13 protein-coding genes and 1 tRNA gene are annotated in these 15,781 nt (G+C 50.6%); 13 read left to right on the top strand and 1 reads right to left on the bottom strand.

Annotated features, from left to right (window positions below):
• Nucleotides 1–63: 63 nt before the first annotated feature.
• The 13 genes from L21SP2_RS09055 (at nt 64) to L21SP2_RS08995 (ending at nt 15,124) form a co-directional block, all read left to right on the top strand.
• Nucleotides 64–1,743, top strand: a complete 1,680-nt coding sequence (locus L21SP2_RS09055) for a spiro-SPASM protein (RefSeq protein ID WP_024268205.1) — start codon at nt 64–66, stop codon at nt 1,741–1,743.
• Between the two features lie 55 nt (nt 1,744–1,798).
• A complete protein-coding gene (locus L21SP2_RS09050; protein WP_041401416.1) occupies nt 1,799–2,704 on the top strand; it encodes a hypothetical protein in 906 nt (301 codons plus the stop codon).
• Entirely contained in the window at nt 2,694–3,452 is a 759-nt protein-coding gene (locus L21SP2_RS09045; protein ID WP_024268203.1) for a cytidylyltransferase domain-containing protein, read from the top strand. The genes L21SP2_RS09050 and L21SP2_RS09045 overlap by 11 nt, the downstream gene beginning before the upstream one ends.
• 2 nt (nt 3,453–3,454) lie before the next feature.
• Nucleotides 3,455–5,347 carry a methyltransferase domain-containing protein gene (locus tag L21SP2_RS09040; RefSeq protein ID WP_024268202.1) on the top strand — a complete coding sequence of 631 codons (1,893 nt, stop codon included), beginning with the start codon at nt 3,455–3,457 and terminating at the stop codon, nt 5,345–5,347.
• A gap of 124 nt (nt 5,348–5,471) precedes the next feature.
• Nucleotides 5,472–7,160 (top strand): ATP-grasp domain-containing protein, encoded by a 1,689-nt coding sequence (locus L21SP2_RS09035; RefSeq protein ID WP_024268201.1) that lies wholly within the window; start codon nt 5,472–5,474, stop codon nt 7,158–7,160.
• Nucleotides 7,161–7,167: 7 nt separating this feature from the next.
• Nucleotides 7,168–8,205 carry an N-acetylmuramoyl-L-alanine amidase family protein gene (locus tag L21SP2_RS09030; RefSeq protein ID WP_041402611.1) on the top strand — a complete coding sequence of 346 codons (1,038 nt, stop codon included), beginning with the start codon at nt 7,168–7,170 and terminating at the stop codon, nt 8,203–8,205.
• Nucleotides 8,192–8,698, top strand: coding sequence for a GerMN domain-containing protein (locus tag L21SP2_RS09025; protein ID WP_024268199.1), 507 nt, complete (start codon nt 8,192–8,194; stop codon nt 8,696–8,698). Before L21SP2_RS09030 ends, L21SP2_RS09025 begins: the two co-directional genes overlap by 14 nt.
• Nucleotides 8,699–8,837: 139 nt before the next feature.
• Nucleotides 8,838–9,854, top strand: a complete 1,017-nt coding sequence (locus tag L21SP2_RS09020; protein WP_024268198.1) for a flagellar filament outer layer protein FlaA — start codon at nt 8,838–8,840, stop codon at nt 9,852–9,854.
• Nucleotides 9,855–10,024: 170 nt separating this feature from the next.
• A complete protein-coding gene (locus L21SP2_RS09015; RefSeq protein WP_024268197.1) occupies nt 10,025–12,502 on the top strand; it encodes a chemotaxis protein CheA in 2,478 nt (825 codons plus the stop codon).
• A 12-nt stretch (nt 12,503–12,514) separates the two neighbouring features.
• The gene (locus L21SP2_RS09010) at nt 12,515–13,948 is read left to right on the top strand and encodes a chemotaxis protein CheW (RefSeq protein ID WP_024268196.1); all 1,434 of its coding nucleotides are present in this window, start codon (nt 12,515–12,517) and stop codon (nt 13,946–13,948) included.
• A gap of 17 nt (nt 13,949–13,965) precedes the next feature.
• Nucleotides 13,966–14,442 (top strand): chemotaxis protein CheX, encoded by a 477-nt coding sequence (locus tag L21SP2_RS09005; protein ID WP_024268195.1) that lies wholly within the window; start codon nt 13,966–13,968, stop codon nt 14,440–14,442.
• A gap of 22 nt (nt 14,443–14,464) precedes the next feature.
• On the top strand, nt 14,465–14,905 hold the full coding sequence (locus L21SP2_RS09000) for a response regulator (RefSeq protein ID WP_041401414.1): 441 nt from the start codon (nt 14,465–14,467) through the stop codon (nt 14,903–14,905).
• A 145-nt stretch (nt 14,906–15,050) separates the two neighbouring features.
• A tRNA-Val gene (locus tag L21SP2_RS08995) sits at nt 15,051–15,124 on the top strand.
• A 102-nt stretch (nt 15,125–15,226) separates the two neighbouring features.
• Here L21SP2_RS08995 and ilvN read toward each other — a convergent pair.
• On the bottom strand, nt 15,227–15,766 hold the full coding sequence (gene ilvN / locus L21SP2_RS08990) for an acetolactate synthase small subunit (protein WP_024268193.1): 540 nt from the start codon (nt 15,764–15,766) through the stop codon (nt 15,227–15,229).
• Between the last annotated feature and the right edge of the window lie 15 nt (nt 15,767–15,781).

Below are 15,781 nucleotides of genomic sequence, written 5' to 3'. Positions count from 1 at the left end.
AAAAATCAAAGATTTTTGATCATCCTTCAATCACTGTGAATTTTGGACTAAGGAAGGTCTGTGATGAAAAACTCCGGCCCGTCTCAGAGGGTCTTCCCCGTTGTAAACTTTTCCCATCCCCGAACCGTGAAACTGGACACGGCGCATTTACAGAAGCTGGCTACATTCCTCCGGCGCTTTGTGGAGAGCCATGATTCGGTTCACCCCCGTCTCATCCTTATTGTCTCGCCGGAAGAAATCCGGAGCTCCAGGGAACAGGCGGAAATTACCGAATTTGAAACGCTTATTTCCACCATTGACGGATTGAGTGTAAAAACGGCTCCAATACCCGGCACAGCCGAAAATGAGGCTGCCGGACGGCATACGGGGAAAAAGGCTCCCATGAGCTCACTTCTCAAGACCATGGAGCATCACGTCGGGGAGGGCTATTCCCCGGAAAGCGAAGAGCTGCCCCCGGCGGTTTTTCATTTCTGGGCGGACGCAGCCTTTCTGAACCTCCAGGTGAACTCGGAGATTCTCGGGCTTCATGAAACCTACCTGAGCGAATATGTGTTTGCCGAAGGGTTTCCCGGCGGAGTTTCCGGGGTTCTGGTGAGCAGGGAGATATTTCCCAAGCTGATTCAGGATGCCGGAGAGCTTCCGGCAACACGGGACGGGTTTTTCAACGTGATTCTTAAGGATATTAACGCATACGATATTGAAACCGTGGTATCCCCGGCGGATCTGCGGATGCTCAGACTTGAGCTCTATCGGGATCGAACCCTGAATTCGCTGATCTGCGATTCCCTGAGCCCCTTCCTGAATGAGCACACCACGGCTGAAGATCTGTGCGCGGTAATTGAAGAAAACCGCAGCGCCTACCGCAGCCTCCCTGCCCACATCATGCTTGAAATAAGCGGAAGCCGGAGGCAGCATCCCTCGTATCTCCCATCCGGCGGTAATGACTCCGTACCGGAGAGCGACGCTTCTGCGGGTGACCCTACGGCGGCCGCCGAAGATGTGAGCGTGAAGAACTTCCGCAGCATTCTGGATTCAATTGTGAAGCTTGTGGAAGATCCGGTGATCACATTAGGCGCCCGGAACGAACCGGCACTTCACCGGGACTTCCCCGGGATTCTTTCCGCTGCCGCCGAATATACCGATAAAGTATCGTTTGTCATTGAAACTTCGGGTATCGGGTGGACCCCCCGGGCCGTGGAAGCTCTTAACGGGCTGCCCCGGGAATCCGTGAATCTCATCGTCTGTCTGGACGCCGTGGACCCTCAGCTCTATGCAGCCCTGAGAGGCAGCGGCTATGAAGAGGCAATGGGATTCATCGATCTGTGCATTCGTGAACTGAATTGCGGTTTGTATGTTCAGGCTGTGCGGATGAAGGATAATGAAGAGCATCTCATGAATTTCTATAATCACTGGAAGGGAAGGGATGTGGAGGTGATTATCCAGAAATACAACGATTTTTCTCAAACTCTTCCTGACCGGAAGGTGACGGATCTGTCTCCGCTGAACCGTCATGAATGCTGGCATCTGAAGCGGGAACTATACATCAGACTGGATGGTGAGGTGTTTGCCTGCCCGAATCATGCTCTCATACCCGGAGAGGAAACATTCAATTTCGGCAATGTGTATACCGACAATATGAACAGCATATGGGAGGCAGGCAGGCATCTGTATCTCCGGCATCTGGAAGATGATCTGCCGGAAGTGTGCCGAAAATGTGATGAGTGGTATACCTTCAACTTTTAACACGTCGAGAAATTACACCGTGCTGGGCCGGGGGCCTGCGGGCCGGGACAGTCACATGGATGTGAATATTTCCGTAATACAGCTGATCCGCGGACGGAAATATCAGCGTGTGGAAGATATCCGCCGCCTGGCGGCGAAAAAAATCGCAGACACCATCGTGGTCATGCCCCGTGATGCTTCCCTTCCGCTGGATGATCTCACATCTGAGTTTCCCCATCTGCGGATAATTCTCTTTCCCCGGGAAATGTACTATGGCACGGCGTCTGTGGGGAGTCTTATCAATATCAGCATGGGCGAGGCGAAACGGGATCTTGTCTGTGTTATCTGGAACGATATGGAGCTTCACCTTTCCGCCGCTGCCGTCAGCGGACTGGATCCCTCTGTACTCTGTTTTCTGCCTCTTTTAAAGGATTCAAAAGGCAATCCGGTTCCCAGCCTCTTTGTACCCGCCGGCAGTCCTTCCATGAAGAGCATCACCTTTCGGGAGCCCCTGGGCATTCTTCCCGACGGCAGGGAACATGAGAGCCTTCTTGCAGCCGACTACTGCGGGGTATATAACCGGCAGCGGTTCATCAGAAGCGGCGGCTACGACGAGGAGCTGACAAATCAGCACTGGCAAAAGCTTGAGTTCGGATTCCGCAGCAGGCTCTGGGGGGAGCGCTTTGTTTCCCTGAATTCCCTGCGCTTTCAGTATCTTGAGGCTATCTCGCCGGAGGAGAGTACTCCCGACGAGGATTACCTGAGGTTTTATGTGAAAACTCTGGCGGTGAGGTACACCGGTGATCGGGCGGAACTTCCTGTGGGGAAATTCTGGCAGTTTTACCGGGCCGGGAGAATCAACTTTTTCCAGGCTCTGGATCAATTCAGGCGGCTGCGCAGATGGGTTCGCCAACACCGCTATAACTATCGCTGGGATGCCCGTCAAATGATAGAATTATGGGGAGAAAACCATGTTTTCTGATACTCTGAATCGTCGCAGCGGAGTTTTTCTCCAGGCCCGCCTGGGTTCAAGCCGGCTGCCTCATAAAATACTTCTGGACCTGCAGGGCCGTACAGTCCTGGAGCATGCCATGCGCCGGCTGTCTCTGGTACATGCAGACGTTCATGCAGTGCTCACCGACAGCCACAGTTACCCGGTTCTCAATAAAATCTGCAGTTCAGTTCCCGGCTGGGAATGTTTTGAGGGCCCCGCCGAGGATGTTCTGGCCAGGTATGTATTTGCGGCCAGGCATTTTGCGGTGGATACCATCATTCGCGCCACCGCCGATAATCCGCTGGTAAGCTTTCGACTGGCTAATCTGTTACTCGAGTACCGCGGAGCTGACGAGCCCGGGAAGACCGAGAGAACTTCCAACACGGGAGTTCCCCGAAACTCCGGCAGCAGGCTCCCTGATTACCTGGCCCACAGCGGCATACCATACGGCTGCGGGGTTGAATGCGTGAGCTCTGAAGCCCTTGAGCAGGCCTTTATTGACTCGGTGGATCCCTATGATCACGAGCATGTGTGTCCGTATATCTACAAACATCCTCACAAGTTCCACATACGCACTCTGGCGGCTCCCCGTGAATTTCAGGGAGCCGACCTTCGGCTCACTTTGGATACCCGGGAGGATTATCGCTATCTCGCCGGTCTGTTCCGAAACCAGGATATGGATTCTCTGCCGGACCTCCCTTCCATTCTCAAAAACATCTATACACTGGCGGTCTGAACATGGAACAGACCAACGGCGTAATTCTCATCCCTGCTCTGGAGCTTCGCAACGGTAGCGGTCATCTTGCCCGGATGATCCGCCTGCATATGGAACTGGAAAACTCCCTGCTGTATATTCCACACACAATGCAGGAGAATCTTCAGAAGCAGTTTCCTGAGCTGAAAGAGTGCAGAAGCATCGGTGACCTGGAAGAGCCGAATCTTCCGGCGCCGGAACTGTATGTCATAGATATGCCGGAAATTGAATATTCATATCTGATGAAACTGAAGGAGCGGGCACCGGTTGTGGCGGTGGATCTCGGCGGGGAAGGGCGCAGCTACGCCGATTATCTTCTGGACACCCTCCCATACCCCGGGACCCGGCATCACAGAAAGTACTTCGGGAACGGAAAGGCCTCATATCCGTCGCTTCCCCGAATCCCGGGCCTGGGGGCGCTGTCATCCTTCGTCAACGGGGAAGCAGCGAACTTCTACGATCCCGGATTACTCCGGCCCAAACCAGCGGGTTCGGAAAATACCTCTGTTCGCCGTTCAGCTGACCGGAAGAGTGAAGAACAGGGATTGGAAAACATTCTGGTAAGCTTCGGAGGAAGCGATCCGGGAAATCTCACCCGGAGTTTTGTGAACCTTCTCCAGACACATGAATTCCTGCGCTCGGTCACAGGAAGCATAATTTATCCCCGCAGACTGAAGGACAGCGCTCTCCCGGATCTTCCACGGGGCTGGAGCTGGATGGAACCGGTGGATGATCTCAGCACCCGTTTTCCCCGATATGACCTGTTGATCTGTGCCTACGGTCTCAGCGCCTGGGAGGCCCAGTTCAGCGGGTTGCCTGTTCTGATTCTGGACGCCTCGGATTATCATCGCAGGCTTTCGGTACTTTCGGGCTTTCTCTCAGTCCCTCCGGACAGCCTTGAAACCGCAGCGGACCAGCTCAGGTTTCCTGCGCTCAGGGAACAGCTCAGATCCCAGGCTGACCGGGTTGCCGCAATTCCTGCATCATCCCTGGGAGAGACCATCCGCAGCATCCGTCCCCATGGTAACTCCTGCTGCCCCTGCTGCGGCAACATGGGACCGAACCCTATTATATCCCGCTCCAGGAACCGCAGCTATTCGGCATGCTCCCGCTGCGGTACGGTGTATCTTTTCCGTGTAACATCCGACAGTTTTACCTACGATGAGAGCTATTTTTTCAGCCAGTACAGGGAGCAGTACGGGAAAACCTATATTGAGGACTTTCAGCATATCAAAAGCATGGGCGAAGAGCGGCTGAAGCATATTCAGAAGCAGCTGCACCCAGGGGAAGAACAGCCTTCAATCCTGGATATCGGCTGCGCCTACGGTCCATTTCTCCAGGCGGCCCGGGAGGCGGGGTTTTTGTGCAGCGGCATAGATATCAGCCCCGACGCCGTTGAGTATGTGAACTCTGTGTTACAGATTCCCGCCCAAAGCGGTGATATCTCAGATCCCGAATTCCGGAACAGCTTCGGCGAAAATCAGTTTTCTGCGGTTACCATGTGGTATGTGATTGAACATTTTCCCGAATTGGGAGACATTCTTGGCTGGATTCGGAAGATATTGAAGCCCTGGGGGATTTTTGCAATTTCCACCCCCAGCAACCGGGGAATCAGCGGACGCATGAATCTTTCCGCATTTCTTCAGAATGGACCTGAGGATCATTACAGTGTGTGGAATCCCCGGCAGGCCGATGAGCTGGGCAGATTTTACAGTTTCATGCTTGCAGAAAGCCGCTCCACCGGGCATCACCCCGAGCGCTTTCCTTCTCCCTTTTCATTACCCTGGTTGAAGGGGCTGAGCATGGCAGCCAGCCGTGCCATGGATTTAGGCGACAGTTTTGAAGCCTATTTCATCAATATTCCCGAACAAGAATAACAGCCTGTGAGGTTTTTATGTATCATCCTGATCTTGCTCTTAACGCCCGTACCAGATCTTTTATTGAATCGTGGAAGGCTCAGTCCCCCGGAGGCCGGCGGATGCTGTTTCTGGGGCCAACACCATGCAACTGCCGGCAATCCATATTGCCCAGGCCATGGGCATACAGCTGTTCATTGCCGACGGCAATGCAGATGCTCCCGGTGCCGGAAGCTCCAGCGGGTTTTATCATATCGACCTGAAGGATTTACCGGGACTCACCGCTGCAGCAGCTGATATTCGGGACCGGGGAGGTCTGGATGGCGTGCTCACGGTGGGCACCGATTTTTCAGCCTCGGTGGCATGGGTGGCCCAGGCTCACAATCTTCCGGGAATCTCCTATGAAGCCGCTCTGAACGCCAGCAGGAAGGACCGCATGCGCAAGGTACTCCGGGAACATCAAATTCCCTGTCCCGGCTTCGTATCCCTCACCCCAGGGGCCGAAGACCTCCGGTACCCCGAAAAGCCTGCTGAAGTACTGCTGGAAAAGATCAGCCGGGAAGGGCTGGAGTATCCACTGGTGGTGAAGCCCGGAGATAACATGGGTGCCCGGGGTGTACGGAAAATTTCCGGGCCCCGGGAGCTCGGCCCCGCTGCCGCGGAGGCGCTGCGCTATTCCCCCGGACTGACCCTGGTGCTGGAAGAGGAGATCCGGGGCGTAGAGTACAGTCTTGACTCGCTTATTTCAGATGATACAGCCATGCCCATGGGTATTGCACGGCGAAGCATCGATTATCCTCCATATTATATTGAGCGGGGTCATGATTTTCCCAGCGGTCTCAGTGAAGAGTCCGCCCATGAAATGTTTGACACCCTCTTCCGGGCCGCCGCCGCCCTGGGCATCAGCAGGGGGGCAGCCAAAGGGGATGTTTTCATGACAGAACGGGGCCCGGTGATCGGCGAAGTTGCCGCACGCCTTTCGGGAGGCTACATGTCGGGATGGACATATCCTCTTCACAGCGGGGTTCACCCAGCAGTGGGTGCCGTGCTCATTGCCCTGGGTGAGAACCCAGGGAAGTATGAAGAGTATTTTACTCCGCAGAGCCGTATCGGGGTGTCTGAACGGGGCATGGTATCCATTCCCGGTACGCTGAAGGATGTGATTTTCGACCGCAGGATTATTCCCGCCGGTGCCGCTCCGGGATCCCGGGAGGAGGCGGGGGAATTCCATTTTATTACCGTCAGGTCAGGGGACGAACTGAGGTTCCCCAGAAATAATGTGGAAAAATGCGGCAACATTATCTGCCGGGAAGAGCAGGGTTCAGGAGGAGCGACCTCCGCTCAGCGGGCTGAAGCAGGTGTCGCAGCCTACCTTTTCAGGCTTGCCCCGGTAAAACCTTCCCGGCTGCAGCATATTCTGGGAAGCGATTTTCCCCCGGCATATCCCCGTCTGATGTCGCTGTTCCTGAAGGATTATGCCGCCCTGTCCCTAGATTCAGACCGGCTAATCAGTGAAGACAGCTACCGGAAAGTCGATGAGTTTACAATTCCGCAGGCCTATCTGGAGTATGGGGAACAGGATTGGAACTACCGAAGTTTGTCTCAATCTCTCCGGGATACCCGCCGCATACATCAGGATTTCTCATGGGCAGCCGGCGGTAGCGCCGGGGATAACCCGGAAATGCTGTTTTGCCTGCTTAGAGCCGGATATCAGGGATTATGCTACTATCTTGAAGCAGAGAACTCTCAAAATCATCACAATTCTACCGACATTAGTAGAGATGAAGCGATCCGGAATATCATTCAAGAGTACAGTGCACTCTCAGGAGAGTGAGTTGGAAGTGAAAACAGCACAGGTCAAAAATCGATTTTTCTCCGTTGTACTCAAGGCGGGGCTGCTGTGTTTTCTTCTGGCCGCTGTTCCGATTCATGGTGATATCTCTCTGGAGGGGCTGCTGAAGGAAAATGAACTTGACCTGTACTGGGACGATATTCTTAACCGAGGAATGATATGGCGGGGTGATGAGGTGCTCACCTTCATGCCGGAGGTTCCTCTGATGACCCATAACTTTCTCAATACATCGGTAATCAGTCCGCCGTATTTTCAGGACGGCACCCTCTATTTTCCCGACAGCACCGCAGACCGGATACAGGCTCTGTTTGTCAGGCCGGAATCCGCCGATACCCGGGAAATATCCACAATATTTATCGATCCCGGACACGGAGGCAAGGATCCGGGGACCATCGGTACCCTTGCCAGCGGAGAACCGATCTACGAAAAGCATATCGTAATGGAAGTTGCCAGAGATCTCGCCCGGCGTCTGGGAGACCGCTATCCCGGCAAGGAGATTGTAATCTCCAGGGAAGACGACAGGTATCTCACCCTTGAGCAGCGAACCGCACTGGCAAACGGACTGAGCAGCGGACCGGATGAAAAAATCGTCTTTATCAGCATTCATGCCAATGCCGCCCTGAATTCCAGGGCCAAAGGTATTGAGGTGTGGTACCTGCCGCCGGAATACCGCCGACAGCTGCTGGAGCCGGACGACGTGGATTCGGAAAATTCATCGGTGCTTCCCATCCTGAACAGCATTCTTGAGGAAGAGTACACGGTGGAGAGCATCATTCTTGCCCAGAATATCGAGCGGGGAATGATGGCCGAGCTGGGAGGGTACACCCGCTCCAGGGGTTTGAAGGAAATGGACTGGTACGTTGTCCGAAAAGCCCATATGCCTTCGGTGCTGGTTGAAGTGGGTTTTGTCACAAATCCTGAAGAGGTTGAACTGCTGAACAACCCTCTCTACTTGCAGAACATCAGCAAGGGAATTTATAATGGGATAACCGACTTTATTCAGGATTTCGAAAGTGTATCTCAGTAAATTAAAAAACAGTCTTTTTAAAGATCATAAATGGCTCATGATGATTGTCGCAGTGTTTTTTCTCTCTGCGCTGTTGTACGGTGTTTCAAATTTCCGCCGGGAGAAGGTGATTCTGTATTTTCCCGATTCCGTGGAGGGAAAAATAATCGCCGAGTACCGCACCCTTCCCAGGGAGAGGGGGCGGCGTGACCGGATCGCCCAGTACGTGGAAGAATGCATTCTCGGGCCCGCCAATATTCGAAACTATCATATCTTCCAGAGGGACACTTCCCTGCGTTCCCTGTTCCTTCCCGGAGGCGGTGAGCTGGTGGTGGATCTGGACAGGAATGCCATGAAACGGATACCCGGTAAGGATCTTACTCTTCAAGAATCCTTTTCTATTCTTGAGAACGGTATTACATCCAACTTTCCTGCGGTACGCCGGGTAGTATTTCTGCTGGATGGTCAGGAGCCCTTTATACCGCCGTATTCCCTGCCTGCAGCCGCCGAATAGCGGACACTTGGGGGGTTTATTCATGATTTTTCCATGAAGTCCCGGGAATTCAGTAAAAAGATTTGACAAAGAATTGGGTATAGATATAATTTGATATAGCGAGTACATCGAATAAGGCTTGAAAATAAAGGAGCGCAGAATGAAAAGGTTCTTCATTCTTATTCTGGTAGCAATAATCGCAGGCACATTCGTGTTTGCCGAGGAAGCGACACTCATTGATTTTAACACCCTGACTGCGGATTATCCTGCTGATAATCCCGCACAGAATGAAGCTACACTGATAGACTTCAGCACTGCTGCAGGGTCAAGTTTCACAGAAGAAGAAAAGGCTCAGATGAAAACTTCACTTTATGTAGAAAACTGGGAAGTTATTCTGAACTCTTCGGCACGTTCTGTTGAAAACCAGTCCAGATCATACACAGCTGCAGCACCCGTTCGGGATGATGCGGTACAGTATCCCGGCGAAACAACTCTCGGTGTGCGGATCCATTTTCCCACCGAACCCTTCAATGCATGGGGTATTGTTCAGCCTCCTTTCGAAATCCCGGCTTATTCTGATGTGAAAACAGTAAACGCCGATGGTACCCTCAGTGTTGATCCCGCCGATCAGGGCCGGGGCGAACAGTTTGACGGATACGGTGTTCTGAAGAATGTTGCAGTTGTAAAAAGCATTTCTGTAAACGTACACGGCCTGAATTTTCCCCAGGGCCTCAGTGTGATTCTTCAGGATCATGAAAATCGTGAACGGGAATATTTCCTGGGTTATCTTGACTTCGACGGTTGGAGAACCATGACATGGAGTAACCCTGCGTATATCGAAGAAGTACGGAACCGTGAACTCCGCACTTATCCCCTTTATCCCAAACTTGCCCCAATGGTTAAGCTTGTGGGTTTCCGGGTGTATCGTGATGCGGCACAGGAAGGCGGCGACTTCGTAACCTACATTAAAGATGTAAGCGTTGTGTATGACAAAGCCGTTCTTACCCTCGAACGGGACATTGATGATGAAGCTATCTGGGGTATTCTTCAGCAGCGTGAAGAATCACGGCGAAACGCTGAAGTTGAACGCCTTGGTAACCTCCAGGTTCTGCGCTATCTCGAAAGCCAGAAAATGGACAATCCCGCTGAGCGTGAAGCTGAGGAAGAGCAGCAGTAAGCTCACAGCTACAGATTAATTGAAACACCAAACGGCAGGCCTTCGGGTCTGCCGTTTTATAGTTTGGAAAGATTTAATAAACAAAGCGTATTCAGTATTTTTTTCAAATCGGGGTCAAATATTTACAATTTAATATTGACTTACCATTTCATTAGTATATGATTTAAAATATGAGCGATTACCTAGATCCAAATAATGAAGAGTTGCTGAAAGATTATTTTGTTGAAGCGGAAATGCAGGTGGATCTGCTTGAGCAGAATATTCTTGTACTGGAAAACGACCAGTCAAATCAGGACTCGATAGATGAAATTTTCCGGGCCGCACATACCCTGAAAGGCGCCTCCGCCACCGTACAGATGTCAGAACTGTCGGAGTTTACCCATATTGTGGAAGATGTCCTGGACGATATCCGCGCAGGAAAGCTCTCTATCAATGAAACCATTATCGATACTCTTCTGGATTCAATAGATATTATCAAAGCCATGCTGTCCGAACGTTCCCACGGCAGTGTATATGAAGAAGATATCAGTTCCACCGAGGAAACCCTGAGAGGTTTTCTCAAGGGCAGCACAGGGGCTTCAAAATCAGGGAAGGGTAAACCTGCTTCCAGGAAACCGAAAAAGGCATCTGCCGGGAAGACTGAGAAAAAATCCCCAGGAAAGACAGCCGATGAAGACGGGGATACAAATACCCGGGTCAAGCTTTCCGAATATGATCTGCTGGAACTTCAGGAAAATGCCGATGAGGGCGAAACTGTTTATCAGGTGATTATTAACTTTAACCCTGACAATCCCATGAACACGGTGGGAGGAATACAGGTATTCGCTGCATTGAAGGCTGAAGGAAAGGTGCTCTCCACCAGACCACAGTTTGAAGCGCTGTATGAAGATAATTTTTATCCTCAGGTGGTCTATTACGTTGCATCCAAAGCGGATGCAAGCCGTCTCGAAAAAATTCTGCAGATTCCGGATGTTACCACAACCATGGAAATTCGCCCGCTGTCCGAGGTGGATTCCGAACCCAACATCCAGCTGCAGGATGCCGCCGGCGAATCTGATTCTCCAGCATCTACTGAAGAGGAAACAGACAATATCTACAGCAGCGAAGAGCCCTATGACGCCGAAGATTCTGACCTGTACGACCAGGATTCAGATGACGAAGAAGAGGCTGACATTCAGGAAGTGATTGATTCAGCCAAGGCCGGCATGAAAGACAGCGAACCGGCTCCGAAAGAAATACAGGAGCCCCGCAAGACGGCATCCAGCTCCATTCTCCGGGTTGAGAGTAAGCGGATCGATGACCTGCTGAACCTGGTAAGTGAAACCGTTATTAACAAGGCTACGTTTAATCAGGTGAGCAATCAGTTCACCGAAAACCTCAGTGACCTCCAGCAGGTACAGACCCAATACCGCCAACTGATCAAAGAGCTCTTTGACTCACTCCCCGAGTATCTGGAAGAGATACAAAACGGTAAAGGAATCAAAGATGTGAAACGGGATATGCTGGAACAATTCGGTCAGCTCACCTCATTCTTTGACGGCTTTCACGGTTCCATAAAAACCTCCATCGCAAAGTTCCGAAACACCGCCCAGAATCTTGGACGCATCACTTCAGAGTTGCAGGAAGGGGTAATGAGAATCCGTATGGTTCCCATTTCCCAGATATTCTCCCGGTTTCCCCGCCTGGTGCGTGATCTCAGCCGGTCACTGGATAAAAAGGTGAAGCTGGAAATTGAAGGGGAAGATACAGAGCTTGATAAAAGCGTTATTGAGGATCTTCTGGATCCTCTGATTCATTGTGTGAGAAACTCCCTTGATCATGGAATTGAAACCGCCGAAGAGCGTAAAAAGAGCGGCAAGCCTCCCGAAGGAAAAATCCATCTCAAAGCAAGCAATGAAGGAAACATGATTCTTATTGAGATCTTCGACGACGGACGGGGGATTGATGTCAATAAAGTTAAGAAGAAGGCAATTGACAGAGGAATCATCCATCCTAATAAGGCTTTAACGGACATAGAAGCCTACAATCTTATTTTTGAACCGGGATTCTCCACAGCGAAATCCATTACCAATATCAGCGGTCGGGGTGTGGGTCTGGATGTGGTGAAAAAACAGATCGAAAAACTGAATGGTAATGTTTCAGTCTGGTCAGCTCAGGGGAAAGGATCCAGGTTCACCATAAAGATCCCCCTTACACTTGCAATTATTCAGGGCCTGCTTGTACGGGTGGGCAAAGAGCTCTACGCCATTCCGATTACCGCAGTTCTTGACAGTCACCGTATCAAACCTGAAGAGATCAGGAAAATCGATAACTACGAAGTGTTCAATGTCCGGGAAGATGTTGTGAGTCTCATGCGTCTGAACAGGATTTTTAATATTCCCACCGACGAGGATAAGGAACACTTCTTTGTGGTCATAGTCGGCAGCGGAGACAAAAAAATGGGGCTGATTGTGGATCAGCTTATCGGTGAAGAAGATGTGGTGATCAAGCCTCTGAGAGATCACTACACCAACGCACCGGGAATTGCCGGCGCCAATATCACCGGTGACGGAACAGTCTCACTGATTATCGATGTGAGCCAGTTATTGGAGCTTGGTCAGAAGATGGAAATGGAAGCGCGGCAGAGAAGGGAAGTATCACCCAGGTAGTGAGGAATATGCATGAAAATTCTAAGCAAGTCAAAGAAATCAGCACATGCCCGGGCCGCTGAAGATCAGGATGCCAAGGTCGAAAATATCGATTATAAGATGGTAACCTTCACCCTGGGCGGGAAAGATTACGGCATCGATATCATGAAGGTGAAAGAGATAGCCAAGTTTATTAATTTCACCTATGTACCCAACACTCCGCCGTTTGTACGGGGTGTATACAACCTGAGAGGCGAGATCATCTCCATTATTGATCTCCGGGAAATGTTCAACCTTCCTCACGAAGACGATGAAAATCTGGATGAAGAAAACGGCCTGATTCTCCGTCTTGAATCGAATATGATCGGGGTGGTGGTAGATAAGATTGACAAGGTAGTGGGAATTTCGAAGGAAACCATTCAGCCGCCTCACCCCATTTTCGGTGATATTAACATCAAATATATCAGCGGCGTGGTGGAAAATGACGGCCGCCTGTACATCATCCTGGATGTTGAACGAATACTCGGTAAACCTGAAGAGGAAAAAGACAAGGATCAGCAGGATGAGCTTCAGCGTCAGGTCCGCAGACAGAACTATAGTCAGGAGCAATCATCCGAATCCCGGAGTACTCAACAGAGTTCCCAAAAGAAAAAAGGCTCTCAACAGTCTGGCGAAACTACCGCCTCTTCGCCCGGGAAAAAACCGGTAAAATCCGAGGACAGTGAGTCAGTAAATAAGCAGTTTATTATTGAAACTCTGGAAACGTTTGAACATTTTTTCGTAAGCGACATCAACAGGGACTGGTTCGAGCAGCGTTTTCAGGAGTGGAAGAACGAGCGATCAAAGGACAATCTTCAGCTTTCCAACAAATCCGATGCAAATCAGTTTCTCACCGGATTCTCATCGCGATATACATCCAGACTCTGGGAGAAAGATCTTTTTGATGCACTGTATACGGCTCTTCCGGATGATGTTGATAACCAACTCCACATCTGGAATCCCGGCTGCGGAAAAGGGTATGAAACATACTCCCTTGCAGTATTGCTGAAGACAAAGTATCCTGCAGCCAGATTAAAAATTTGGGCCAGCGATAAAGATTTGCTTTCTGTATCCAGTGCCCCCAATATGATTTTTGATGAAAAAGCGGTTCCCGATATTTACCGCGAGCATATGGTCAGCGGTCCAAACGGACTCAGCTTCAACCAGGAAATAAAGGATGCAATTCTGTTCGAATATCACGATATAGCCCACGCTCATGCAATGCCGCCTATCCAGTTACTAGTGGCACGGGATCTCTTATCCTATCTTAGCCGGGAAGATTCAAGCCGCCTGCTGAATGAACTGGATGAACGGATGAAGGCGGGGGGAATTGTTATATTGGGGGATCATGAGCGAATACCGTCGGCATATCCCTGGGAAGAACAAGCAGATAAAGAATTACGGTTTTACAGAAAGAAATCAAGCTGAAATAGGAGTCTTAATCTATGCGCGTAGAATACATTAACCCCTTTGTTGAATCTGCCTATAATGTCCTCACTGAAGTTTTGGGCACCGAGGTGAAACGCGGGGAACTGTACCTGAAATCAACAAGTATGTCGGTTCTCGGCGTTGCAGCCATTGTGGGGCTGGCAGGTGATGTGGAAGGACGGGTTCTTTTCGATATGTCAAAAGAAACTGCCTTGGGCATTACATCTGTTATGCTTGAGTCAATGGGAATGGATCCGGTTACAGAAATGAATGATATGGCCAAAGCAACAATTACCGAGATGGCCAACATGATCACCGGTCAGGCAGTGACCAAATTACACAACCTGGGTTTCAGTTTTGACCTTACCCCTCCGGCAATCCTCACCGGTAAGGATATGGAGATAAGTGATAACAAAGTTGAGGCTCTCATCGTTCCTATGGACATGGATCTGGGTAAAATTGAAATCAACGTAGCCGTCCGGGAACGCAGTTAATCACATACAGGAGTCATGATACATGAGATCAAAAGGCGATTTTCCAAATATCAATGAACGAAAGGCTACGGGCGTGGATCCATCCGGTCGTGCCTATAAGGTATTGGTCGTGGATGATTCTATGTTTGTAACCAAGCAAATCACCCAGATCCTCACATCAGAAGGATTCGATGTGGTAGCCACCGCTGAAAACGGTGAGGATGGCTATGAAAAGTATAAGGAACTGCATCCCAACGTTGATCTGGTTACCATGGATATTACCATGCCGAAAATGGACGGGGTAACATCTCTTCAGAAGATTATTGAGTTTGATAAGGACGCACGGGTGGTAATGATCAGTGCTCTGGGAAAGCAGGATCTTGTTAAACAGAGTCTGATGATCGGAGCCAAGAACTATATCGTGAAGCCCCTGGACCGTAAGAAGGTTCTCGAGCGTATTTCCAGTGCGATAACTCCCGATTAAGAGATCCGCGAAATCGTAATTGACACGCATATTACTTTATGATTTAATTTGCAGGCTCCCGGTACACCGGGGGTCTCTTTTTTTGCCCGCTGTCTTGTAATGAGGTAAACATGATATCCTTCGCAGGATAACGGGGCAGGATCAGGGGCGGTTAGCTCAGATGGTTAGAGCACCAGCTCGACACGCTGGGGGTCGGCGGTTCGAGTCCGCCACCGCCCAACCCTTTTGTTTTCCTTCGTTGTTTTTCAGGAGTTCTTCAGGAACCGGGGTTCTTCAAATTTTCTTCGGTTCTTCAGGAACCGGGATCGGCTAATCCGCCGATCAGGAAGTTATTTCAGATCCCCGGGACATGAGCACCTTCCCTGTACGTACCAATTCTATAACACCATAACCTTCAAGCACCTTGAATACACTATCAATCCGTTCACTGTCCCCTACGGTCTCCAGGATTACGGCGTTTTCAGATACCTCCACCACCTGGCACTCCATGGATCCGGCAAGTTGAAGCACCTCGAATCTGGGAGCGCCTGTGCACCCGACTTTGAACAGGGCGAGTTCCTTCTGGATAATATCTTCATCAGTTCTATCTTTTGCGGAAACCACATCAACCAGTTTGTTCAACTGTTTAAGTATCTGGTCCAATACTTTGGCATCTCCCCTTGCCACAATGTTCATGGTGGAAAAACGGGGATCGCTCCCGGAGGAGACCACCAGACTGTCGATGTTGTATCCTCTCCTGGCAAAGACCAGGGAAATTCGTATGAGAACCCCGGGTTTGTTGGCAACGAAAAGGCTGATGGTATGCCGCTTCATTCCCTGTGCTGCTTCCATGATCTCATTGGCTGTAACAGGACTGTTCATTTTTTGCTCCTCGGG

It is taken from the genome of Salinispira pacifica (assembly GCF_000507245.1).
Lineage (GTDB): Bacteria > Spirochaetota > Spirochaetia > DSM-27196 > Salinispiraceae > Salinispira > Salinispira pacifica.
The sequence above is the reverse complement of the archived record's forward strand: the minus strand, read 5'-3'. Positions and strand labels throughout refer to the sequence as shown.